Source organism: Croceivirga sp. ABH4_376 (genome assembly GCF_056160685.1).
Genome location: NZ_JBSWXQ010000002.1, coordinates 939,761 through 966,013, shown reverse-complemented (window position 1 = coordinate 966,013; position 26,253 = coordinate 939,761). Strand labels below are relative to the sequence as shown.

Sequence of the window (26,253 nt, the reverse complement as noted above, 5' to 3'; positions counted from 1 at the left end):
TATCGATGGTCGGTAGGGTATTGTCCAAAGTAATCGGGTCGTTATCGGTGGCCGGGTTGCCGGCTACGTCGGTAACATCGGCGGTCACGGTAACGGTACCGTTGTCCAAACCTGAGATATCGGCGTCCGTGGCCGTCCAAGTGTTACCAGAAACGGTAGCTGTCGTGGTAACGGTGTTGGTACCATCGGAGAAGGTAACGGTCACGATTTGTCCGTCCTCCACATCGGTAGTGGTACCGGAGATGGTCACGTCGCCATCCTCACTTGCGTTCACGATGTTGTCGCCTTCGATAGGCGTTGTGATATCGATAACAGCTAAAACGTCATGCTCAATATCTCTTGTTGCTTGTGTAGCTGTATTACCAGCCAAATCCGTAACATCCGCAGTAATTGTTTCCAAAGCATCCAAGGCCTGTGCATCTGCTGCAGGGATATCTAAACTCCATGTACCGCTAGTTACCGTTGCCGTATAACTATTACCATTTACTACTACTGTGACAATTTGGCCATCTTCTGCATCTGTTGTACCTGAAATGGTTACCGGGGCATCATCTTCAACAGCGTTTATAATATCATCACCTGCTACCACGTCTATGGTGATTACTGGCGCTGTAACATCTACGGTTAACGTTGCGGTTGCAGAAGTAAGTGGGGAGCATCCAAAAGATACATCTGTAATTATTACACGATAAACATACCCATTTTCACTTGCTGTTATACCGGTTAATGTTAAAATAGCCGTTGTGCTACCGGTATATATATCCGTTGCATTAGCGTCGTCAATAGCAACAAAGCCACCGCCTAATTGATTGTCTACTTCCCATTGATAGGTTAAATTGGAACCATTTGCAGTTACGGCAAATGTTTCGGGACTACTACCATTGGTTAGCACATCTTGGGGTTGATTGGCTGCATTTGCGATGCTCGGAGACGTTCCAGGCTGTTGAAAATCATAGTTAGGATCTGTTGCACTATCCACATTGGCAGGTTCTGTATAACCATCACTAACATTGGTTCCTGTAACTACACCATTTGCATCTACAACCAAGGGTGAATCTCCTAGTACACCATCTCCGTCGCCATCTGTAAAGCCAGCCTCAGTTACATCATTACAACCATCATTATCCGCATCTAATTCTAAATAATCTGGTGTACCGTCTGCCGTACTTTCTGAATCTGATAAGGTATAATTGACAGTACCGCTATTTTGTTGACCAGCTGCTTGCACCGTATTTGGAATACCATCTGTACCCACGGCTCCATCTACCAAGCCATTGGTATAGGCTTGGTCATGACCAGCTTCCACAGCGTCATAGATTCCATCATTATCTGCATCTAAATCAAAATGGTTTGGTACACCATCTAAATCCGTATCAAAAGCATCTACAATACCATCAGAATTGGTGTCTGGTCCTAAATCAGTATCTCTGTAATTTTCGATACCATCTGCATCATCATCCGCACTTGGGTCTGTTCCCGTAGTGCTTTCTACGGTATCTAGAATACCATCATTATCATCATCCAAATCAATAGAATCTGCTATACCATCATTGTCATTATCATCAATAGCAGCTTCTCTGTAATCTACTTCAGAAGTGGTTATTACATCGTTATTTGGTAAATCTATGGCACCGTTGTTTTGATCATCATTAGAATCAAAAACTCCACCAGTAGTATCCACATCATCATAGCCATTTAAGAGCCCGTCCCCATCTGCATCTAAATTGTTAGGGGCTGTTGTGAATCCTGCTTCTTCAGTATCTGTTTTTCCGTCGTTGTCCGAATCGGTATCCAAATAATCCAATATGCCATCTGCATCTGTATCTATGGCGGACAAACCTTGGTCTCCAGTGCCTTCATAGGCATCTAAAAGCCCATCAAAATCGCTGTCTGAAGCACCAGGAGCCGTATAGGCCGAAGTAAGTTGGGCCTCAACGTTGTCTGGGATACCATCGTTATCAGAATCGATATCCAAATCGTCTGAAATTCCATCGTTATCCGAATCAATACCATCATTTACCACAAATACAGGAGCGGTTCCAGGACCGGATGTAACTCCGGTAGGTGTGCCAGCTGTGTTGTTGCTAGAAGTTGTATTAGAAGGGTCAAATAATCCGTTTATATCACAAGTTTGGAATAATACAGAACCTAAATAACTGTTGTCTACGGCACCCGCTAAAAGTTCACCGGTAAAGGTTATTCTAAATTCATAGGTTTCATAGTAATTGAAATACATTGCTAAACGCGGACCGAAATCTACCCCAGCCCAAGACTGGTTAGGACCATTAAAGGATACAGTACCTGTAGCTAAATTTTCAGAGGTATTGATTAAGGTATTGGAATCTAGCGCATACAGCCCTGGTCTTTCTAAGGTAATCGTCTCATTAACATCTGCACCATCTATGTCATAAATAGCCCCACCAAACCTTGAAAGGTTCACTTGGAAATTTGTTCCTGCCGCTACTAGTGTTATAGAGAAAGTAACACTTCCCGTATCACCAGCTATACCATTGATGTCAAAGCTTGGCTGCCAAGCGTCATCACTACCAATGGCGTTAGAATCTATAGTGTTAAATGTTACGTTGGCATCCATTTCTGAAATGGTAACAATAGCATCTAATACCCCTAAGGAAGAATTAACCACATTAGAAAAACGATACTGCGCATTAACGGTACCGGCACCTAACCCTGTACCACCAATGTACGTACCATTGGTAAAGGAACCTGGAGGAATACCACAGTCATCTCCTTTAGTATTGGTAGGTTCAAAACCTAAGGACTCTACATAGTCTAAGATACCATCATTGTCATCATCAATATCAACATCATCATTATACCCGTCTCCATCCGTATCTATAGGTGTAAGGTGTACATTCTCATCTCTAAAATCTACCTCTGCCGTAAATGGATCTTGATCGTTTGGAAAATCTGTTGCAACCTGCCCATTGTTGGTAGCACCATTGCTATCCTCAATACCATTTGGGGCAGAAATAGAGTTGTCAAACGCGTCGTCTAGACCATCATTGTCCGTATCTACGTTCAATGGCGAAGTATCAGCGGTATTGTCCGCATTTGTATCGTACGCTTCTATGTAATCTGAAAGACCATCGTTGTCCGAATCCGAATCCCTAAAATCTGGATTATCTTGACCATCTGAGTTAACCGGTTGGTTAATGGATTGGCCAGAACCTGCGGCTGTTTCATAATTATCTGCTAAACCATTACCATCGCTATCGGTACTTGGAGGTAGATAGCTAGAAGTTGATTGCCACTCAATATTATCTACAATTCCATCATCATCACTATCTAAATCCAAGTAATCTGGATGCGTATCTGAATCCGAGTTTATTGGAGCAGTGATAAAACTTCCACCTTCGTCCGTATCAAAAGCATCATCAATACCATCTGAATCTAAATCTGTTCCGCTAGGTTGTGTTAAACTACCATCTGCCTGTGCTTCAACGGTATCCAATATACCATCGTTATCAGAATCAATATCTAAGTAATTTGGACTGCCAGAGCCATCTGAATCTACTGGTACGTTAGAAACACCATTACCATCTGTGCCACCATCTTCTGCACTATCTGGAATACCATTGGAGCCGGCCGGACTCTCTGCATCATCTATTTTTCCATTACCATTGCTATCTAAACTTGCGTTACCCGTTTCAACAATATCTGGAATACCATCATTATCACTATCCAAATCTAAACTGTTGGGCATTCCATCATTATCAAAATCTGCAGTAGTTTCTACAACATCTGGTATACCATCGTTGTCATCATCTTCATCAAAGTTGTTACAAAGCCCATCGCCATCTGTATCTTCGCCGTCGTTGGCCGTATCAAAATTTGGACCAGGTGTAAAATCATTACTAGCGGTAGCAGAACAATCGTCACAACCATCACCGTCTAAATCTTGACAGCTGGAAGGGTCTAAAGGAGCGTTGTCCGTACCATCTGGTACACCATCATTATCATCATCTGTATCTGTACTATCTGGTATCCCATCTCCATCATTATCTAAATCATATGTTTTGCTAGCAATAGCGGTATTTGAGTTTCCGTTTACATCTGTTGTGGTGATGCTACCATCTATGGTCACATCTGGATCTGCGGCCAATTCCGTACCTGGAACGGTTATGCTAAATAACCCGCCTGGGGTTACCGTTCCTGTATAATTGGTTCCATTGATTGAAATGGTTACGGTATCTCCCGTGTTGAAATCTCCCGTTACAGTTCCAGTAATAGCGATATTTCCATCTCTTTCGTCTGCACTCAATAGATTATCTGCTGTAACGTCATCTATTGTTAAAACTGGATTGGGAGGTGTATTGTCTAAAGTAATAATGTTTGCATCACTTGCAGGGTTGCCGGCTACATCCGTAACGTCTGCGGTCACGGTAATAGTACCGTTGTCCAATCCGGAGATATCGGCATCGGTAGCCGTCCAAGTGTTACCGGTCACGGTAGCCGTGGTAGTCACGGTGTTGGTACCATCTGAGAAGGTAACGGTTACGATTCGTCCGTCCTCCACATCGGTAGTGGTACCGGAAATAGTTACGTCGTTATCCTCGCTGGCATTGACGATATTGTCGCCCTCTATTGGTGTTGTGATATCTATAGTCGGTAATGTATTGTCCAAGGTAACCGGGTCGTTATCGGTTGCGGGGTTGCCGGCTACGTCTGTAACATCGGCGGTCACGGTAATAGTACCGTTGTCCAATCCGGAGATATCTGCGTCCGCGGCCGTCCAAGTATTACCAGAAACGGTAGCCGTAGTGGTCACGGTGTTGGTACCATCGGAGAAGGTAACGGTCACGGTCTGTCCGTCCTCCACATCGGTAGTGGTACCGGAGATGGTCACGTCACCATCCTCACTGGCATTTACGATGTTGTCGCCTTCGATAGGTAAATCGATATCGATAGTCGGGAGGGTATTGTCCAAGGTTACCGGGTCGTTATCGGTGGCCGGATTTCCTACCACATCCGTAACATCGGCTGTCACGGTTATGTTACCGTTGTCCAATCCAGAGATATCGGCGTCTGCCGCCGTCCAAGTATTACCGGAAACGGTAGCCGTAGTGGTAACGGTGTTGGTACCATCGGAGAAAGTAACGGTCACGGTCTGTCCGTCCTCCACATCGGTAGTGGTACCGGAGATGGTCACGTCACCATCCTCACTGGCGTTTACGATGTTGTCCCCTTCTATAGGTAAATCGATATCGATGGTCGGTAGGGTATTGTCCAAGGTAATCGGGTCGTTATCGGTGGCCGGGTTGCCGGCTACGTCGGTCACGTCCGCGGTCACGGTAACGGTACCGTTGTCCAATCCGGAGATATCGGCATCCGTGGCCGTCCAAGTATTACCAGAAACGGTAGCCGTAGTGGTAACGGTGTTGGTACCATCGGAGAAGGTAACGGTCACGATTTGTCCGTCCTCCACATCGGTAGTGGTACCGGAGATGGTCACGTCACCGTCTTCTATTGAATTAACAATATTATCACCTTCAATAGGTGTTAAAATAGTAATTGTAGGAGCAGGGGTAACGGTAAGTATTGCTTGAGCCTCTATTGGACATATGTTATCTGAATGAGATACGACAACTCTATATACATTTCCGTTCATTCCTAAAGTAACGTTGGTCAGGTTTAATGTACTTGCCGTTTCACCGCTGAGAATATTGAAGTTGCTACCCCCATCAGTACTAACAAACCATTGAAAATTTAAGCCTCCATTTACATTTGTGTCATAATTGGGTGTACCGTTTGAAAAACTAGAAGCACTCAAAGCAGATGCAACAACCTCGAAAGTGGCATTAGCACCATCTACTGTTGCTTGGTTAGCTGGGGCAGTATCTATAGTTTTCTGTACAGCCAATGTAGTACCAGTAGTGTTACCAGAATAGGCGGTAGATGCCCCAGTCACTTGTCCGTTACTGTCATACCCAGATCCGTCAACTTCACCATCTAAATCATTATCTGTGTGGCCAGCTTCCACAGCATCAAGACAACCGTCATTATCACTATCTATATCTAAGTAATCTGGTGTACCGTCTAAATCAGTGTCAACTGCTACACAATAACTAAATTCATAAAATTGCATAGTAACATTTCCTGCTCTTCCATCATTCTTACCTGCAACAATAATAATGGTGTCAACTGCGCCTTTAGAGGAAACTGAGATTGAATTGTTGGGTGCGTTGGCTCCCCCAGAAAGACTTACCACAGATTGATTTGAAATGGTAATATTAGCTGGGTTTATGTTAATATTGGAGATTTCTAGTGGTACATTGTTACCATTTAAAGAAGCAGAAAAGTCAGCTCTATCCGCATTGTCTAATCCGCCCCATTTAAACTCAGAAATTTGAATTGGAGTATCAAATGTGAAAGTATATACGGCGGCGTCTATATTATTTGCGTCTTTAGGATAAATGTATTGAGGTAAAAAACTGGTGTTAGTAGGTTGTACATTAACGTAATTACCATCAATACCTGCCGTAGGACCAGCGTTGCTTACACCGCTACTCCAAATAGCATTATTAAGCAGTTCATAAGAAAATGTACCGGTTACCCCATTATAATTATAGGTATTGACAACAGATCCATTTGTGTTTACATTATCTGAAAAAGTAGTTCCCAAATCTATATATCCAGCTGGGCAATCAAATTCGTTAGTATCTAAAATACCGTCGTTATCCTCATCTAAATCTAGATTATCCACAGTGCCATCACCATCCGTATCTTCATTTGTACCGTTTAAAGTAATTATTAGATTAGCCGTGTCCGAATTTGAACCATCGCTTAATCTGTAAAGAAAGGTTTCGGTAAGCGTATCACCAACCAATAAACCGGCTACCGCTGGGTTTGTTGTATCTGGAGTATAGGTATAGCTACCGTCTGAATTTACAACAATAGTGCCGTAAGTTCCTACGTAAGTAGTATTTACATTTGCCGCACTTGCATCTATTTCTGAGATGACAATATTGGGATTGTCTCCTTGCCAATAAATATCTGAAATACCCGCAATTTGGTAGCCTTGGTCCGCGTCAGTAGCATCTGGACCATAATTATAACTTAATACTAATTGGTCTATAGGTTCTTCAAAGAAAACATTGACATTACCTGTTGCGTCACTGGCAATTGCATTTCCTGTTCCATAATAAGTATCGTTGCCAGCCACAACCACACCTGCCGTTGTTGTAAACGTATAATTGGATGGATTGCCAGCAAGGCTACCATTAATCTGCATTTGATCTTGCCAGGAAGTACCTTGGGAAAAATCGATATCGGTAACCAGAAAGCCTAAGTTAAAAACCGGCTCACTAAAATCTATGATTAATTGGGTAGCGTTAGAAGGATTGGTTGCAGCATCTATTGCAAATAATAAATATCCAGTATGCCCACCATTGGTTCCTGTTTGAACTACTGTTTGATTTTGGTCTGGAACACCTATATTTGAGATATCCGTAGTGGTAAAATTCAAATTTACACCTGAAATAGTCCTAGTTTGTCCGTTCACTGGAGCAGAGAATCCATTAAATACTCCTCCAGGTGCACTAAATTCATTTTCCCAAATTAATTGAGAAAGCCCCCTGTCTACAAAATCCGCTCCATCAACTCCAATATCGGTAATTATGTTACCAGAAACATTTGCTTCGGTTACTACGTTAATTTGATTGGTGTTATCCAAAGCTACGGGTGCATCGTCTACCCCGTTAATTGTAATAGTTAAAATTCCATAATCAATAATTCCCGCGGCATCTTCTATGGTATATGAAACAATGTCTTGAATACTTTCCCCATTTTTTAATCCTGTAACAGCGGGGTTTGCATTATCTACATCATAAGTATAGGTACCGTTGGCATTGATTACAAAGGTACCGTATAAGGTCTGGTAGGCATTACCTACTTGTGCAGGATAAACATCTACCTCAGAAACAAAAATACCGGTACCTGTATCTGCCCCGTCTGTTAAAACATTACCGCTTACGGTACCTGAGTTGTTGGCCAAGGTGGAATTAGTATCATCTGTAGCCGAGGGCAGCTCAGAATAAACACGCATGGTTGTAACAGCAGAACTGGTATTTAAACTTACATCTGTTACGTTTACCGTAATTGTTCTAGGTGCTACCGTTGGGGTATTGGTTAGGTTGCCATAGGCAAAGTCTCCAAGAAAACTTAAAAAGTCTGCATTTGGAATAGGATTACCAAATGCCTCTGTAATGGTAAATGAAGTTAAATTATGCGAAACCCTTATGGTAGAACCAGCATAGGTATAATCCCTAGGCGCGTTTGTTGCCCCAAGACTATAGATAAATCCATCAGTAGTATGATACATTATTTCCGTAGCATCCGTATTATTGGCCACATCTATGGTGGCACTTAAAATGGTACCCGTATCTGAGGTTAATGTGGGAGAGAAAGATATAAAGGCCACCGAGGAGGTTGAAGCTTGGTAGTTTACCTCATGGTTTACACCAGTAGTAAAACCATTTAAATCTATTACGGGTGGCGCATAGAATACGGATGTTAAATCAAAAGGATCCTTATCCGTATTAAAATTGTTCTTTTCCGTTGCTTTTACGGGTAGTAAAAACAAAAATACGGTAACTAAAAACCAAAAGGCTTTTTTGCTGCGGGGAGTGTTTTTTCTCATATTGTTTTCCTAATATACCTGACACATCATAATATAATGTTAAACAAACATAAAATGTAGGTTATATACTACAGATAATTTGTTGTAAGTTATCAAAAATTCGAGGTGAATGAATGAATTTTGTATAGTGATTATGTTGAATTTTCCTAAAAAAATCGATGAAAAGAGCCATAAATTGCAGAATTGGTGTTGTAGGAATGAATTTATTGACAATATTTACCCCATAGTCCTTTAAATAATTGGTTTGCAATAAAGTGTAGGTGAATGGAAAAAAAGAAGGGATGAACTAGGAAGGGTAAATGCCTATTTCATAAACAAAAAAAGCTTTCATAAAATGAAAGCTTTTTTAATTCTGGAGGACTAGAACTATTATTTAATAATGAATTCTGATCTTCGGTTTTGTTGATGGGCTTCTTCTGAACAAGTACTGTTGTTATTGCAATTATTTACCAATCTTGTTTCGCCATAGCCCTTTGCCGTAAGCCTATTGGATGCTATGCCTTTACCTATTATGTATTCTAAAGTACGTTTTGCACGTCTATTGGATAACCAAAGATTATAGGCATCTTCTTCCCTGCTGTCTGTATGGGAGCCAATTTCTAAAACTACTTCTGGATGTTCTTGTAAGTAGGTAACTACCTTGTCTAAATTGGGATACGCATCATACCTTAGGTAAGAACTATTTAAATCAAAATAAATAGGATCTAGCTGCAACAATTTTACTAAATCCGTTCCCGTAGCACCATCATTTCCAATGGTAATGGTAACAGGCTCTATTATATTTTGCTCATCAAAATTAACCACTTCAAACGTTCCTTGTCTGTAGCCATTCTTACCAGCAATTATGGTTAACTCTTCTTGACAGGGTAGGGTAGCCGTAAAACCACCATCTGCCATTGTTGTAACAGTTAGTAGTTCTTTACCGCCATCACCAATAAACAAGATGTTTGCTTCTGAAATTGTTTTATTAGTACCTTCTTCTTTTACCCATCCCGTAATGGTTTTTTCACAATTAGCATTGGCTAATTTTAAGGCATAAATATCATCTTGTCCGGCTCCACCTGACCGGTTTGATGCTAAATACCCGTACGTAGCATTGGCATTGGTAATAAAAGAAAAATCATCTGCTTGGCTATTAACAGGAGCACCTAGATTCACAACTTTTTTAAGTTTCTCATCATATTTAAAGATGTCCATTCCTCCCAAACCAGGATGGCCATCAGAAGCAAAATGCAATACTCCATCCATTGTAATAAATGGAAAACTTTCTTTGGCTTCGGTATTAATAGTAGGGCCTAAATTTTCAGGTGAACCAAAACTTCCGTTTTTATTGATTTTTACCTTGTATAGGTCAGAAGCACCAAATGTACCGGGCATGTCTGAGGAGAAGTATAAATAGCTTTCTGTACTATCTAGCGCAGGATGCGCCGTAGAATACGTATCGCTATTGAAAGGTAGGTCTTCTGCCGGACCCCATTTACCACCCTTTAAACGCGAACGATAAATTTTTAATCTACTTATACCTTCTTTGTCCCTAATAAATTTACCTTTTCTCATGTTGTTACGGGTAAAATACATCGTTTTTCCATCTTTGGTAAATACTGCAGAACTTTCATTAGCCTCAGTATTTAAGATAATGGAAAATTGTACTGAGGTACCCTGTGGTATACCATTGGTTAATTTGGTTTTGTATAGGTTTAGGTAAGGAAGTTTTAGTTTCTTTTCGGTATCTTTTGTCTTAGCCGTAGCAAAAACTAATTCGTCCTTAAAAAGAGTAGGTGTAAAATCTGATTGTGCGGTGTTTATATTTTTTAGGTTAATTAGCTCCGTACCGTCTGAAGCTTGGTTTATTTGTTTTAGATAATCCCTATTTGCTACAAAATTCTTAGCTCTTAAGTCTGTGGGATTCAACAATACGAATTTTTCCATCCAACGGTTAGATGCTTCGTATTCTCCTATACTTTTTAAACACAAAGCCAGCCTAAAAAGGTATTGGGGGTCATAATTTTTTTCTGCCGTAAATTCCATCAGTTTATGATACCAATAAGAAGCTACATCATACTTTCCTTGCAAATAATTGGCATTGCCCAAGGTCTTGTAAATTTCTAAAGCAGGCATACCCTTATCCAATAAATTTTTGTAGGGCGCTGTATCTACCATGTAACCATAGTGGTCATAGTTTTTGGCGGTATTTTCTTTTTTTTGTCCTATTAGGGGCAAAAAAGCTATACATAATATGAGGGTAGCTAAATGCTTCATGAATTATAACTAAAAGAATCGAGGGGTTAAATCTATTTTCTCTTTCTTAATAAACTCATATCTTAAGAAAACTTCAAATGAACCGTTGTTGAAAGTTTCACCACCTAAACTGGCTGTTTCTTTATCATAGGCCAATCCCATAAGCAGCTTTTCGTTCAATTGAAAACCTAATAGGCCACTCAGTGCATTGTTTATTCTATAGGCACCCCCTAAAATAAATTTCTGATTGAACATGAAATTAGCAGATACATCTACGGCAAGAGGTGCACCATTGGTCAATTTAACCAAGGTAGCGGGTTTAAATTTGGTTTTATCGCCCAAGTCAAATACATAGCCGGTTATTCCGTACCACGTAATATTTTCTAAATAAATGCTACTGTCATTCGTGTCGTCCGTATCAAAATGTTCTGTTTTTAAAAAACTTGGGGTAGACAAGCCCACGTAGAATTTTTCGTTGTGAAAATAGACACCTGCACCTACGGTTGGGGAGAATTTTTTGTAAACATCTCCACTTCCTACCGGTGCGGTAGAAGCATCATAATTGGTAAGATTGGCAAAATTCACATTTAAAAAACTAGCTCCTGCAGATAGCCCAAAAGACAAAGTTGCTGGTCCTGCCGGTATGTGATAGGCAAATACGCCCTGAAAAAAGGAATCTTGTATGGTTCCGTTACCAATTTCGTCATTAACAAAAGAGAAACCTAAGCCAACGCGCTCGCTTACCGGAGAACTTAAACTTAGTGTTTGGCTCGTTGGTGCGCCATCCAAACCAACCCATTGTGAGCGATGAAGCCCGGTAATTCCAAGATTTTCCCTAGAACCAGTATATGCTGAATTTACAACTTGTGTATTGTACATATATTGGGTGAACTGAGCATCTTGTTGCGCCGTAACTGTTAGGGTACCAAGAATAAACAATAAGTGTAATACGTATTTTGTCATAGCTTATTTGTTAATGAACAGGTATCCTTTTTTTATTTTATAATTATCGTTAACACGATATCTGATGGTGTAATAGTAAATTCCACTAGGTAACTGCTTACTGTCATTACCTATTCCATAGAAATAATTATTCTCGTTATGATAGTGTTGCGTGTTCCAAACTAAGGATCCGTATCTGTTCAATAATTCTACGGTATTGTCAGGATAATATTCAATGTTAAAAATTCTGAACCCTCCATTGGTTAGACTAGGTGTAACCACATCGTTCTTTATATAAATATCACAAGTTGCGCCAGACAGAGGCGTACCACCAACAGAATCGCAGGGGTTTAGTGGGTCTGTACCGTCAGTTATTTCTTGTCCGTCATTTACGCCATCGTTGTCCGTGTCCGGGTTATTTAGGTCTGTTCCTAAATCTGATTCTTCCTCATCGGTTAATCCGTCACCATCTGTATCTGGATTGGATTCCATAACAAAGTTTACGGTTCCCTGCCCACGGTTGCCCACCGCATCGATAGCCGTAATTTCTAAGCTGCTTTCATAGGTTACACTTTCATATAAGCCAGAAATAGGCGTGCTATTTACATCTAAGGACCAATTACCATTAATATCCGTAGTGGTTTCATAAACCACATCTATCAATCCATCACTATCTGTATCAATTTCTATAACTAATTGTTCATTTACGTCGCCCTGTCCCGATAGAATAGGGGTTAAAGTTGGGGCAGTAAAACTATCAACAATCGGTGCATTAATATCTACATTGTAGGTGTGATACAATGTAGCGGAACCGGTATTTCCAGACACGTCTTGCGTAATAATTTGCCCTAAAATGGTCCAATCATCGTCAAGAACTAATTCTTGACCACTTATTGAAATAGTAAATGCACCAACTGCATCCACAGCAACTGTATATGTATTGTTATTAAGTTGAAGGGTTACTAAATCCCCGTTGTTAAAATCGCCGCCCACAGTACCAGTAATGTCAAGCATTGTTTCTGATTCTTCAATGTTGATAATATTATCGCTGGTAACATTGTCTAGTAGTATGGTTGGAATCAATATTACAGGAGGAGTTTCTGCGCAATCTGGAATCGAATTCCCATTTAAATCTGTTGCATCCTCTGTCACTTCTATTGCTGCGGTAGCATCTACCGTACAAGGCGAAGTAGCCGCAACGGTATAGGTATAGGTGCCGGCCCCTGCCAAAGCGGGAGACCAAGTACCTCCCAAATCCGGGGAGCCACCAAGTTGTGCAAAAAGTTGCGAAGCGGTTACCGTATCGCCCTCACAGATAATCAAAGTTCCGTTAGTACCCGCATCAGGTGCCGCTTGTTCGGTTACCACGATTTGAGCCGTAGCATCGGTGCCACAAGGTGCCATAGCCGCAACGGTGTAGGTATAGGTGCCAGCGCCTGCCAAAGCGGGAGACCATGTACCTCCAGTATCTGGGGTGCCACCAAGTTGTGCAAAAAGTTGTGAAGCGTTTACAGTATCTCCCTCACAGATAGTCAAAGTACCATTACTACCTGCATCCGGTGCCGCTTGTTCGGTTACCACAATTTGAGCCGTAGCATCGGTGCCACAAGGTGCTGTAGCCGCAACGGTGTAGGTATAGGTGCCAGCGCCTGCCAAAGCGGGAGACCATGTACCTCCGGTATCTGGGGTGCCACCAAGTTGTGCAAAAAGTTGTAAAGCGTTTACAGTATCTCCTTCACAAATGATGAGGCTACCGTTAGTACCTGCATCAGGTGCCGCTTGTTCGGTTACCACGATTTGTGCCGTTGCATCTGTGGTACAGGGTGATGTAGCCGCAACGGTATAGGTATAGGTACCAGCCCCTGCCAAAGCGGGAGACCAAGTACCTCCAGTATCCGGGGTACCACCAAGTTGTGCAAAAAGTTGCGAAGCGGTTACCGTATCGCCCTCACAGATAATCAAAGTTCCGTTAGTACCTGCATCAGGTGCCGCTTGTTCGGTTACCACGATTTGTGCCGTTGCATCTGTGGTACAGGGTGATGTAGCCGCGACGGTATAGGTATAGGTGCCGGCCCCTGAAAGTGCAGGAGACCAAGTGCCAGAAGCATCAGGTGTGCCACCAAGTTGTGCAAAGAGTTGTGAAGCGGTTACCGTATCGCCTTCACAGATAACTAAAGAACCATTAGTACCTGCATCAGGTGCCGCTTGTTCGGTTACCACGATTTGTGCCGTTGCATCGGTGCCACAAGGTGAGGTAGCCGCAACGGTATAGGTATAGGTGCCAGCCCCTGCCAAAGCGGGAGACCAAGTACCTCCGGTATCCGGGGTGCCACCAAGTTCTGCAAAAAGTTGTAAAGCATTTACGGTATCGCCCTCACAAATTATAAGGCTACCGTTAGTACCTGCATCAGGTTCCATAGTGTAGGAAACAAAAACAGTTGCAGAAGCATCTTGTGTACAAGGTAAGCTTGCTGAAACGGTGTATGTGAAAGTAGAATCCCCATTATCTACCCAAGTGCCCCCCGTATCTGGAGTTCCTCCTAGCGCATTAAATAGGTCGGCGTTTGTTGGAACGCTGTTTTCGCATAAGTTAAGAACGCCATTATTACCAGCTTCTGGACAACTATTTATTGTAATGGTTACCGTGGCGTATGAAATGTGCCCAAGTGCATCTTGTATACCATACACAAAAGTATCCGTACCACTATAATTTTCATCCGGACTGTAAGTGAAAAAATCGTCCACAGGGTTATTTGGAGTGCCATTTATATTTAATACAGCATCACCATTAGAACCTTGAGTTACAAGAAATATATCCCCTAAACCAGGTCCGTTACCACTAAAATCGTCATTGGACATAACTGGAATAGCTTTAGAAGTATCTTCATCTAAACTATCGGAATCATCACGCGCAATGGGAAAATAACTTTCTGTAGGGTCGTTTTCTGTATTTCCGTCTAAATCATTACCATCATCAGAAGTATCGGTGATATCTGCGGGTCCATACGGACTATCTGCAGTAACTGTTACTTGATTTATAAATCCCCCATGGTCTAAATCGGTAGCATTTAAAGTATAACTAGCAATATAGGTAGCCGTTTCACCAGCTTGTAGGGTTCCCATAGCAGACCCCATGGAATTATTTGTAAATGTTGGGCCTACTAGTGTTAATGTATTAGAATTGGCATCTGTAAAATTATCGCTCAATGTTACATTGGTTAATTCTACGTTGCCTGTATTAGCTACCTCTATAGTATATTGAACCATATCTACGCTTGTAACAGGTATGCTGTAGGCTTCGGTAACCGTTTTAGTTACTTCAATTTCTGGTTCTGCTATGATTAAGTTGGAAAGTAAAAATTCTACTTCATCCGGATAACCAAGAATTCCATTAATAAGATTAGCTGATAAACTTACTGAATTAGTAGTTTCATTAATTTGAAGTGATCCTGCCGCGGTTCCTGTATCTATTCCATTACCACATTCACCAAAATTATCGCCTATTAAAGAAGGAACATCTAAATTGAATGTATTGCTTGTGCTTTGAAAAATAGGTCCGTTGGTGCTTAATTCTGACCAGGTAACATTAGAGCCTGTAAATTGTGCTGTAGAACTATTTGTGCCTAATAATGGCAAAACAAGAAGCGAAAAGGTTCCTACTCTATCTACATTTAAGATAGGATTATTTATGTATATTTCTTCTGTAGGATTGCTCGCATCATAAAATTTAAAAGAGATACTTGAACTAACAAGTGGGCTATTTACAGTTAAGGCAAGTGATGGGTCACCAAACAAATTTGTGTCAAAGAATGCCGAGGGATTACATCCTAAGGTGTCTTCTCCAGTAATAGTCGTGGCTAATGCATCCACCTCGCAAACCACACGAACTTTACCGTCACTAGAAATGCTTTCCCATTCCGTAAGACTATTTTGTGTCCACGTGGTGGTTTGCTGTGCGGATATAGATTGGGTACCTCCTAAACAAATAAATAAGAGGATTGCAGTTGCCTTTATAAAAAAGGTTGTTTGTTTGGTCGGTTTTTTATCCATAAATAGATACTATAGATAAACAGATTTTAAGTGGGGGATATGCCTGTTTATACTAAGCTCCAAAAATAGATTTGAACTAAAAGGTGTAAAATATTATGTTGTAAACTGATACCTAAGGAACGTGAAAAACCTATAATATGTGGGGATTACACTTTAAAATGCTGAATTTAGGTATCTTTTTGTAGCCCCAATTCCTTTCCTTTTTTTAGCATATAGGTAAAAGCAGCTTCTCTTTCGTTGGGTATTTCGCCCTCTAAAATTGCTTCTTTAATTGCTTCTTTTATGATACCGATTTCTTTGGAAGGTTTTAGGTTAAAGGTCTGCATTATTTCTTCCCCACTAACTGGCGGTTGAAAATTTCTGATACGGTCCCGTTCTTCTACTTCCTTTATTTTTTGCCGTACCAGTTTAAAGTTATTGAGGTAACGGCGTTGCTTTTTAGGGTTTTTGGTGGTAATATCTGCCTCGCATAAAGTGAGTAAATCCTCTACATGTTCTCCAGCATCAAATACCAATCTCCTTACCGCAGAATCCGTAACATGGTCTTCGGATAAAATTATAGGCCTGGAGCTCATCAACACCATTTTCTGTACAAATTTCATCTTATCGTTCAATGGCATGTGTAGCCGTTTAAACAATTTGTAGACCATTTTACTACCCACAAATTCATGTGCATGAAAAGTCCACCCAATTTTTTTATGGAATTTTTTGGTTGGTGCCTTACCAATATCGTGCAATAATGCCGCCCAACGTAACCAAAGGTTATCTGTGGTTTTAGCAATGTTGTCTACAACTTCTAAAGTGTGCCAGAAATTATCTTTATGTCGTTGTCCCTCAATCTCTTCTATACCTTGTAGGGCTTTAAGTTCTGGTAAAATATAAGGTAAAAGGCCTGTTTTATGCATTAATGCAAAACCAATAGAAGGTTGCTTGCTATTCAGTATTTTGTGCAGCTCATCTACAATACGCTCATTAGAAATAATTTCAATACGTTCTTTATGTTCACTAATAGCTTGCAAAGAACTTAATTCAATTTCAAAATTTAATTGAGTAGCAAAGCGTATAGCGCGCATCATTCGCAACGGGTCGTCAGAATAGGTAATGCCAGGCTCTAAAGGTGTGCGTAGAATACCTTTTTGTAAATCTGCTAAACCCTTAAAAGGGTCCAATACTATTCCAAAATTATTTTTATTTAGGCCTAAAGCCAATGCATTAATAGTAAAATCTCTGCGGTCTTGGTCTTCTTGTAAGGTGCCGTCTTCTACTATAGGTTTTCTACTATCCCTATTGTAACTCTCTTTACGGGCGCCAACAAATTCAATTTCCATGCCCTTATAATTGAGCATAGCCGTACCAAAATTTTTAAAAACTTTTACGTCAGAACTACCCTCAAGCACCTTAGCTACAGCTTTTGCCAAAGCTATACCGCTACCAACGGCCACCACATCTATATCTTTTGCAGTACCTCGTTTTAAAAAAAAGTCACGCACATAACCACCAATAACATAGGCTTCTAGGCCAAGTTCATCCGCGGCAGCGCCAATAGATTTAAAAACAGGATGGGTTAATGCTTCTAGATATTTTTCCGACTTCATGTATGCTATTCCCTAATTACCTTTACCGTACCATCATTCCCTAATTTTATAATGGAAGAAGGGGATGGGTTTGTTTTTTCGCGATGCAAATTTACCACATAATCTACGCCTTCAAAAATACGTTGGTCTATTTCTGAGAATTGGGATGGTGTAGGTTCTCCAGAAATATTTGCAGAGGTAGATACAATAGGTTTTTTAAACCGCTGAATTAGGTTTCTGCAAAAATCATCCGAAGCTATGCGTATGGCCAAAGAGTTATCTGCTGCTACTAGATTTTTGGCCACTCCCTTGGGACTGTCATAGATTATTGTAGTTGGTTTTGTTGCCAAATCAATGATATCCCAAGCTACTTCTGGAACTTGTTCTACCGTGCGCTCTAACATGGCATCATTGGCTACAAGGCAGATTAATGCTTTAGAGTCTTCCCTGTTTTTAAGTGCGTATACTTTTTTAACTGCATCTGCATTTGTAGCATCGCAACCTATGCCCCAAACCGTATCTGTAGGATATAAAATTAGACCACCATTTTGCAAAGTTTCCAAACATTGTGCTAGGTCTTCCTTCATGGTAAATAACTTTATTTCTTATACTTTAATTTATCTCTTTGAACTTGTTCAATGGCAAGGATATCTTTTTCCTTGTAGGTAAGAGCTTCATAAGTTGCTCGTAAATCTCTTGTTAATTTACGTAGACCCATCGGCTCTAAAGAGGCGGCGTGGTCTGTTCCTTTCCAAGTACGGTCTAACGTATAATGCCTTTCTATAACATGTGCACCAAGGGTGTAGGCAGCAACATCTACTGCAATGCCTAAATGATGCCCAGAAAAACCAATACTTTTAACCTTATCGCCATACTTTTCTTTTAGGGTTAAAATATCGAGCAAGCAAATATCTTTAAAAGGAACCGGATAGCCAGAAGTACAATTGTACAGAACTAAGTCTTGATTTCTTCCTTTTTGGGTAAAGAATTGTATCAGTTCTTCAATTTCATCTTTTGTGGTCATTCCAGTTGAAATATGAATCTCTCCCTGATAATTCTCGCACAGGTAAGTAAGCATTTCATAATGGTTATTACACGCAGATGGAATTTTTATGAACTCAGGTTCTAGGCTACATATTTCCTTGGCCGAGGTGGTATCCCAAACCGAGGTAGCATAGGTAATACCCAACTCTTCACAATACGCTTTTAATTCTTGGTGTTGCGCTACCGTGAATTCCAAAAACTCTCTGTGGGCACCATAGGTATCTCCATAAGAGTTGGCAGGATTAGGGTGTGGCGCATTATATTGTTCCTCTGTAAGTAATTCTTTGTTGTTTCTTTTTTGAAACTTTACCGCATTGGCATTACCAAAGATTTTTGCCATATTTATTAATTCTTTGGCAATCTGCATTTCTCCTTTATGATTACAGCCAATCTCGGCAATTACATAGGGTTCTTTAAATTTATTCAAATCGTTGATTATAATTAATTATAAATTCTGATACTTCTCTTATGGCGCCATTTGCAGAATTATGGTTTAAAACTACATCTGCATGGTATTTTATTTCTTTGGTAGCATTTTTAGGGCAAAAAGACCATGCTACTCGTAACATATTGCTCAAATCATTAACATCATCTCCAACGTAAGCTGTTGCGTTCACATTAATTTTGTTTTCTGCTTGTAGTTGTTCTATCAATGAGTATTTATCTTTAACGCCCAAGTAAACATCTTTGATTTTTAGTTTTTCCATTCGTTTTTGAACCACTTTGGAGTTCTCTGAGGTCATCACAATAACTTGAACATTGTGTTGTCTTAGAATTTCGAGTCCCATACCGTCTCGCATGTCAAAGGTTTTAGAAAGTTCACCTTCTACACCAAATGTTACCCTACCATCTGTGAATACGCCGTCTACATCCAAAACCAAATAATTTAATCTCCCCGTATTTTTGTTGGTTTTGCTTGTATTGATGATTAATTGCTCAATAATTTTCCAATCGGAAATGGAGTCTATTTCTGTTAAGGTTTCCTCCGGCATTTCAATAGTTGCAATGTTACCACTTATTCTATTGCTGCTATTTTTTAAAGCTTCTTTTGTAGTGGTATATACGGCTCCATTTTCTATGTTAAGGCCTTCAAAATCTTGTCTTCTAGGTCTTTTGTAGATGTCGTAATTAAGACTTTTACCATTACCGTCCCAAATAAATCGATGTGTTTTAACTATGGACAAAGCGCTGTCATAACCTTGTTGGGTTACACAATCTAAAGCTTCGTTTATATGTTCTCTTTTAGTTAAGGGCGATGTAGCTTGTAAAAGACAGAAATAATCAAAATCCCAGTTTATTTTTGAAGCAAATTCTAACATGGCAGCTTCGGTAGATGCAGTGTCCGAAGCGTTTTCGTCCGATCTTTTTATGGCTTTGACTTTATTGGTCCAATTAAAATTAATTTCTAGGTATGAAATAATTTCATCATCGTCTGTAAATACGTAAATGGTATCTAGACTTGAGAATATGGCTTCAGTCAAAACCCATGTAAATAAGGGTCTACCCAACAATTTCTTTTTATTTTTATGAGGAATTCCTTTTGAATTTTTTCTCAATGGAATGAACCCAATACGTTTGATTGCCATGTTTTTTTACGATTGATTCGTGTGCAGAATTAATTTTTTAATTGCTTTGGACGCAAAATAGTCTAAATAATCAATTCCGGTATAGTGTCTTTCTTTTATTCTTTTTAAGTTCTCTAAAGCTGTTGAAAATAAAGTGTATCCTTTTTCAAATTCAAAATTATCTTTTAATTCTAACAACTCTATAGGGAATAATTTTGGTAAGACAACAACATTGGTAAGGTGAAGACTATAATCTGTTCTTTCTCTAGGATGTGTCTTAACTATAATTTGATACCCCTCTGGTATTTTAGCAATTATATCTTGGTATATTTTAATCTTTGTCGCTTCACTGGTTACAATATTATCTTCAGAAATAGGTTGGGTTAGTACCAATGCCTTTTTTTGTTTTTGGGATATATTTAATTGCGTATCACAGAGAAATAAATTGAATATTAGATTTTTGTGTTGCTCTTTTAAAAAAGGTAATTCTTTATTAATGTTTAGCTCTACCGCTTTTTGTTTTAGTTCTGCGGGTAGCTTATCCGGGTACTGAGCTAAAACCGAGGTAATTTCTTTATTGTAGCCACCTGCCAGTGGTGTATTGATAAAAAAGGTTTTGTATAGGTATTCTATTTTAGAATGATTTTTAACATAGGTTCTTGCCCCATCTTCTATCATACTCATACCTTTATTGGCACATAAATAATAAAAATAGCTTTTAGAAGAGTCTGTCTCACACAGGTACACATCAGAAGCCAGAATAAAAGCTTTTTCTTTTGCAAGGCATGGATGTTTCTTTTCTAAGTAAGGAACTAACGTACTTTTTCTCCTAAGACCGTAATTGAACTTACCAAGTTCTTTTTTATGTGTCTTTTTTTTAGACAAAATATGCACTTCTTTAAAAAAACTCTGTCTTAAGGCGGGTATCAATGCTTCTATTCCAGGGGTGGTCTCAATTAAAAAAAGCAGGTTTTCACCGTAAGATTCTGTATAATTAGCGTCTTTTATAAGATGTAATATAGACAGGTAAAGGTGATAAATAGTAGTAGCTACGTATGTTTTTTTCTTAACATTCAAAATAAGCAGGCAAATGCATGTAATGCGGTAAAAATAGGTAATAATTAAGGATTACCCTGTTTTGTTGTATTTTCTACGAAAGAATTAACCGCTTTAAATCATATTCGGTTTCTAAGGCATTCCATTGTTTGGTATTCAAATCTTGGCCTAAATTCACTTTTTTTAAAGAAACTTTTTGGGTGTTGGCAATTGGAATGGGTTCTTTGGGTTTTATAGTAGTTTCTAAGGATAAGGTTCCTTTTTTTAATGCCATTGCCTTAAACCATAAATCATCTGCTTTAGGGGTTAATTCTAAAAATTTAGCTGCGTTTAAAACATCTGCATGTAAACTATTTGGAGGGTATAGTACGCCCCATGCGCCAACCGGTACCTTAGCTTTACTGTTAATCGCGTTATTTTGTCTCCAAGTTTTATAGGGCAGAACGTTTCCTTTATCGTCATAATTTAAATTAACACAATGGTTTCCTAATATTACATCAGGGTTTTTCAAGTGGCACTGGTAAATTAATTCTAAGAAATTAGACCTATACATAAAATCATCATCTACGGTAACAATTATCTGTTCAGGATATTTCTCTAGCGTATGTATTAATTTTCTATGGGAGCAATTTAAATCTGAAAATGCAATTTTAAAATACTCGTTTTCCAGTTTTTTGAGTGATTTTGGGATGTTGTTTTTTAAGTCCTTATTGAGCCAGAGTATAATTTTAGCAGGCATTTTAGACTGGTCAAGAATACTTTTAATAACCAAATGTAAACTACCCAACCTAGAAGGTATAGATGTTAATGAAACAATAACAGGTACCTGCTCTTTTTTATTTAATGCCTTTCTAGGAAACGACTTTAATGTTAAATATGCGGTTTTTGCAACTGATATGGGTAGCTCTTTTACTAGTTTCATTTAAATAGGATGCCGTAATCTTTAATTTACCAACAGGTTTTGACCACAAACTTTTTTATAAGTGTTAAGTCTATTTAATATTCTTATGTTTTAAGAAAACCAAAGATATACCTTTGCGGTTTATTATTTTTGAACATATGGAGAAGAGTATTCCGGTAAATCCAAAAATTTCTATAATAGTAAGCACTTACAATTCTGAAGCATGGTTGCAAAAAGTGCTTTGGGGTTTTAATTGCCAAATATATAAAGATTTTGAAGTAGTTATTGCAGACGATGGATCTAGACCTAAGACCAAAGCTCTTTTGGATGAAATGAAAAAAGACGTTTTTTACCCAATAGTTCATGTTTGGCAAGAAGACAAAGGTTTTCAAAAATCGAGAATATTAAACAAAGCTGTGGTAGCCTGTAATACCGATTATATAATAATGACAGATGGTGATTGCATTCCTAGAGAGGATTTTGTACACGTGCACTATCTTAATAAAAAACCGGGTTATTTTATATCTGGAGGTTATTATATGTTGCCAATGAATATTTCTAAGTTGATTTCTGAGGACGACATAAAACAACAAAACTGTTTTAATATTAATTGGCTAAAAGAAAAAGGAATTCCTAAGACGTTTAAAAATAATAAACTTACGGCTAAAGGTTTGGTTTCTAGATTTCTAAATGCATTTACTCCCACCAATGCCAGTTGGAACGGGCACAACAGTTCTGGTTGGAAAAAAGATATATTGAATGTAAATGGTTTTGACGAGCGTATGCAATATGGCGGTCAGGATAGGGAATTGGGAGAACGTTTGTTCAATTTTGGAATAAAATCCAAACAATTAAGATATAGTGCTGTATGTGTGCATTTAGACCATAAGCGGGGCTATAAAACACCAGAATCTTTAGCTAAAAATGCAGCAATAAGAAAAGCTACACGTACCGAAAAAAAGGTTTGGACACCTTACGGAATCCAAAAGGATTAAGGCATTACCAATAAGTAAGCTATCTCGTTCTTTTTTCTAAGCTTTTTTAATTCGCGATATCGCTCCCATACACTTAATGCGTTTAAATAGCTAATGGTAATTCCTTTTTTACCATCTAAAATTCCTAAACGTATAAAGTAATGGTGTACAAACTTCCAAAACGGTTTAAATACTAAAAGGCAATAGTTAAACTGCTTTTCTTTGTAGAATGCTTCCTTTGCTTTTAACCTTCCGTATTTGAGCATTTTATCTTTGTAATCCGCATAACTTTTATAACAGTAATGGGTAAGTTTTTCTTTTAATATTCCAGATGTACCATCTACCTCAAGGGTTTCATGAACTAGTTTTGCATCTGTAAAACTGCATTTGCTTTTTTGGAATAACCTTATATTTTTATCGGTTTGCCAACCACTAAAACGTAATCGTTCTGTTTTGAACATAAATGTTCTATAAAACCAGTAGGCGGCGTGGGAATTGGTTTTGCCAACCGTTTCTTTAATTTCATTGGCCAACTTATCTGTAACCACTTCGTCTGCATCTATAAACAATATCCAATTGTTACTTGCTTTTTCTAATGCAAAGGACTTTTGTGCTGTAAAATTGCTAAAAGGATGCTGAATTACTTTAACGTTCTTTTGTTCCAAAAGGTATTCATAAGTACCATCTGTACTAAAAGAATCTACTACAATAATCTCATCTGCAAACCGTATGGAATCTAAACACATTTTAATGTGTTCAATTTCATTGTAGGTAATTATTAGCGCTGTAATTTTTTGGTCAGAATTGTTCAATTGCTAACGAAATTTATGGTTATGCCCGTTTGGTACTCGCAAAATTATAACTTAAAAACAACAATTAAATTGTATAACTGTTACTTTTTCTTACAAATTAATGAGTCCGTTAATAGACTCCTAAATTGTTAAAAGGTTGCGTAAGATGTTGTGAAATATATAAAACAGACTTCTATTTAAGAATCAAAAAGCTTTTTGGTTTTAGCCAGTGCACTACCAATTACTTGGTGCATGTCATAATATTTATATTCGGCCAATCTACCACCAAATAGTACATTTTTTTCATTCTTGGCTAATTCCTTGTATTTATTGTAGCGTTTGTTGTTTGGTACATCATTAACAGGATAATAGGGTTCATTTTTAATGCCAGCCTCTAGCGGATATTCTTTGGTTATGACCGTTTTTGGTTGTTTTCCAAATTCAAAATGTTTGTGCTCTAGTATCCGGGTATAAGGTATTTTGGCTTCGGTATAGTTAACCACTGCGTTACCTTGGTAGTTTGGAAGGTCTAAAATTTCATGTTCAAATCGTAGACTTCTATATTCTAACGCTCCAAATTTATAATCAAAATAAGAATCAATCTTACCCGTAAAAACAGTGTTATGTGCTAACTTTTGTAATTCTTGCTTATGTTCAAAAAAGTCAACATTGGTTTTACAGGTTATATTACTTAATAGACCATTAATTAGCTTATTGTAACCCCCAATAGGTATACCTTGATAGGTATCATTAAAATAGTTGTTATCAAATGTAAATCTTAGTGGCAAACGTTTAATAATAAATGCTGGTAACTCGGTTGCCTTGCGTCCCCATTGCTTTTCTGTATACCCTTTTATCAGTTTGGAATAAATATCATCACCAACTAAAGCTAAAGCTTGTTCTTCCAAATTGGTTGGTTGTTCATGTTTGTATTTAGCGGTCTGTTTTTCTATGATGGTAAGGGCCTCTTGTGGTGTCTTTACCTGCCAGAGCTGATAAAATGTATTCATGTTGAATGGCAAATTGTAAAGTTTCCCTTTGTAATTTGCCAAAGGCGAATTGGTATATCTATTAAATGGAACAAAAGAATTTACGTAGTCCCAGATGTTTTTATCGTTAGTATGAAAAATGTGTGCACCATATTTATGAACGTTAATACCTTCTACATTTTCACAATAAATATTACCACCTAAATGTTCCCTTTTGTCTATGACCAAACAGGTTTTTCCATTTTTTTTGGCTTCATGTGCAAATACCGCTCCATATAAACCAGCACCAACAATAAGATAATCGTACATTAAATACAGTTGTGTAATAAATTCACATCAAAGATAACCGCAAGTTTACTTTTAGATGGGCATTAGCTGCTTTAAATTGATATGTATAGTAATATCTTTGAAGAATATTTTAAAATTTAGTTGTGACTAAAAACGTTTATTATATCTCTAGGAACTATAAGTTCGCCAAAAATGCAGCATCCAAACCAAAAATGGATTGCGAAACGATTTTGGATAAAATGGGTATTGTTAATTTAGGGTTTAAGCAATCTAATTATAAAAGTTCCGCGTTAGGTGCCATAATAAGTTTTTTTGGTATAACTAAAGGGCTGTTAACATTACCAAAAAGGTCTACTTTGGTTATGCAATATCCGCTTAGCAAATTTTATGGGTACAAAACCAAATGGGCCAAAATAAAGGGCTGTAAAATAATCCTTATTGTTCACGATGTAAAAACACTCATGGGTAAGAATAAGGAAGTTGCTAAAGAAATGAAACTGTTTAATAGGGCAGACGTTTTAGTAGTGCACAACACAGCCATGTTATCTTGGTTTAAAGCCAACGGTTTTATGGGCAAGCTAGTTTCTAATTATCTATTTGATTACTTGTTAAAGGCAGGTCAGGCCCTACCGCTATTACCTTCTTCTAAAGGTACGGAAATTGTATTTGCCGGCGGTTTGGGAATGGAAAAGAGTGCGTTTTTGTACAAATTGAATGCTTTAGAAGAACCTAATTTTAAATTGGAGCTTTATGGCGGGGGTTTTCAAAAGGAAAAGGTAGGGGAAAATTCTATTTTGAATTACCATGGAAGTTTTGCTCCAGATGAGGTTTTAAACCATTTAAAAGGAAATTTTGGCTTGGTATGGAACGGTAATGCGGTTAACCGCTGCGATGGTGCTTTTGGCAACTATGTTCAATTTAATAATCCACATAAAACTTCGTTGTATTTATTGGCCGGGCTACCATTAATTATTTGGAAAAAGGCTGCGGTTGCCAAATTGGTAGAAGAAGAAGGTATTGGTTTTACTATAGATTCCTTAGAGGAATTATCCCAAAAAGTTGCAACAATTTCAGAAAATGATTACCAAACAATGGTAAGAAAGGTAGCGGTAACTAGAAAAAAAATTGCCCAAGGACATTTTTTGGAAACGGCCATGGGCAAAGCATTACAGTTAGTCTAAG

Annotated in this window: 14 protein-coding genes; 2 read left to right on the top strand and 12 right to left on the bottom strand. The window is 38.6% G+C overall.

The annotated features are described in order from the left end of the window. The 10 genes from ACXAGS_RS08505 to ACXAGS_RS08460 form a co-directional block, all read right to left on the bottom strand. Positions 1-8,659: Ig-like domain-containing protein (locus ACXAGS_RS08505; RefSeq protein WP_474906121.1), on the bottom strand; the 8,659-nt coding region annotated here is incomplete at its 3' end. Between the two features lie 369 nt (positions 8,660-9,028). After that, complete coding sequence (locus ACXAGS_RS08500) at positions 9,029-10,918, bottom strand: OmpA family protein (RefSeq protein ID WP_474906120.1); 1,890 nt, start codon at positions 10,916-10,918, stop codon at positions 9,029-9,031. Positions 10,919-10,927: 9 nt separating this feature from the next. Further along, entirely contained in the window at positions 10,928-11,860 is a 933-nt protein-coding gene (locus ACXAGS_RS08495; protein WP_474906119.1) for a PorP/SprF family type IX secretion system membrane protein, read from the bottom strand. A 3-nt stretch (positions 11,861-11,863) separates the two neighbouring features. After that, positions 11,864-15,889: a DUF7507 domain-containing protein gene (locus ACXAGS_RS08490; protein ID WP_474906118.1), complete on the bottom strand. Its 4,026-nt coding sequence runs from the start codon at positions 15,887-15,889 to the stop codon at positions 11,864-11,866. Between the two features lie 167 nt (positions 15,890-16,056). Next, a complete protein-coding gene (locus ACXAGS_RS08485) occupies positions 16,057-17,484 on the bottom strand; it encodes a CCA tRNA nucleotidyltransferase (protein ID WP_474906117.1) in 1,428 nt (475 codons plus the stop codon). 5 nt (positions 17,485-17,489) lie between these two features. After that, positions 17,490-18,050 (bottom strand): L-threonylcarbamoyladenylate synthase, encoded by a 561-nt coding sequence (locus ACXAGS_RS08480; protein WP_474906116.1) that lies wholly within the window; start codon positions 18,048-18,050, stop codon positions 17,490-17,492. A gap of 11 nt (positions 18,051-18,061) precedes the next feature. Continuing rightward, positions 18,062-18,934 (bottom strand): N-acetylneuraminate synthase family protein, encoded by an 873-nt coding sequence (locus ACXAGS_RS08475; protein ID WP_474906115.1) that lies wholly within the window; start codon positions 18,932-18,934, stop codon positions 18,062-18,064. Continuing rightward, complete coding sequence (locus tag ACXAGS_RS08470; RefSeq protein WP_474906114.1) at positions 18,927-20,093, bottom strand: cytidylyltransferase domain-containing protein; 1,167 nt, start codon at positions 20,091-20,093, stop codon at positions 18,927-18,929. The genes ACXAGS_RS08475 and ACXAGS_RS08470 overlap by 8 nt, the downstream gene beginning before the upstream one ends. Before the next feature lie 6 nt (positions 20,094-20,099). Then, complete coding sequence (locus tag ACXAGS_RS08465) at positions 20,100-21,149, bottom strand: polysialyltransferase family glycosyltransferase (protein ID WP_474906113.1); 1,050 nt, start codon at positions 21,147-21,149, stop codon at positions 20,100-20,102. Positions 21,150-21,222: 73 nt separating this feature from the next. Further along, the gene (locus ACXAGS_RS08460; RefSeq protein WP_474906112.1) at positions 21,223-22,050 is read right to left on the bottom strand and encodes a glycosyl transferase; all 828 of its coding nucleotides are present in this window, start codon (positions 22,048-22,050) and stop codon (positions 21,223-21,225) included. A gap of 137 nt (positions 22,051-22,187) precedes the next feature. Here ACXAGS_RS08460 and ACXAGS_RS08455 point away from each other — a divergent pair, with 137 nt between their 5' ends. Then, complete coding sequence (locus tag ACXAGS_RS08455) at positions 22,188-23,024, top strand: glycosyltransferase family 2 protein (RefSeq protein WP_474906111.1); 837 nt, start codon at positions 22,188-22,190, stop codon at positions 23,022-23,024. On the opposite strand, the gene ACXAGS_RS08450 is transcribed toward ACXAGS_RS08455, so the two are convergent. Together ACXAGS_RS08450 and glf are read right to left on the bottom strand one after the other, a co-directional pair. After that, the gene (locus ACXAGS_RS08450) at positions 23,021-23,815 is read right to left on the bottom strand and encodes a glycosyltransferase family 2 protein (protein ID WP_474906110.1); all 795 of its coding nucleotides are present in this window, start codon (positions 23,813-23,815) and stop codon (positions 23,021-23,023) included. The two genes, ACXAGS_RS08455 and ACXAGS_RS08450, sit on opposite strands and share 4 nt — an antisense overlap. A 176-nt stretch (positions 23,816-23,991) precedes the next feature. Then, the gene (gene glf, locus ACXAGS_RS08445; protein ID WP_474906109.1) at positions 23,992-25,092 is read right to left on the bottom strand and encodes a UDP-galactopyranose mutase; all 1,101 of its coding nucleotides are present in this window, start codon (positions 25,090-25,092) and stop codon (positions 23,992-23,994) included. 122 nt (positions 25,093-25,214) lie between these two features. Here glf and ACXAGS_RS08440 point away from each other — a divergent pair, with 122 nt between their 5' ends. Continuing rightward, on the top strand, positions 25,215-26,252 hold the full coding sequence (locus ACXAGS_RS08440) for a glycosyltransferase (protein ID WP_474906108.1): 1,038 nt from the start codon (positions 25,215-25,217) through the stop codon (positions 26,250-26,252). The last annotated feature ends 1 nt before the right edge of the window (position 26,253 follow it).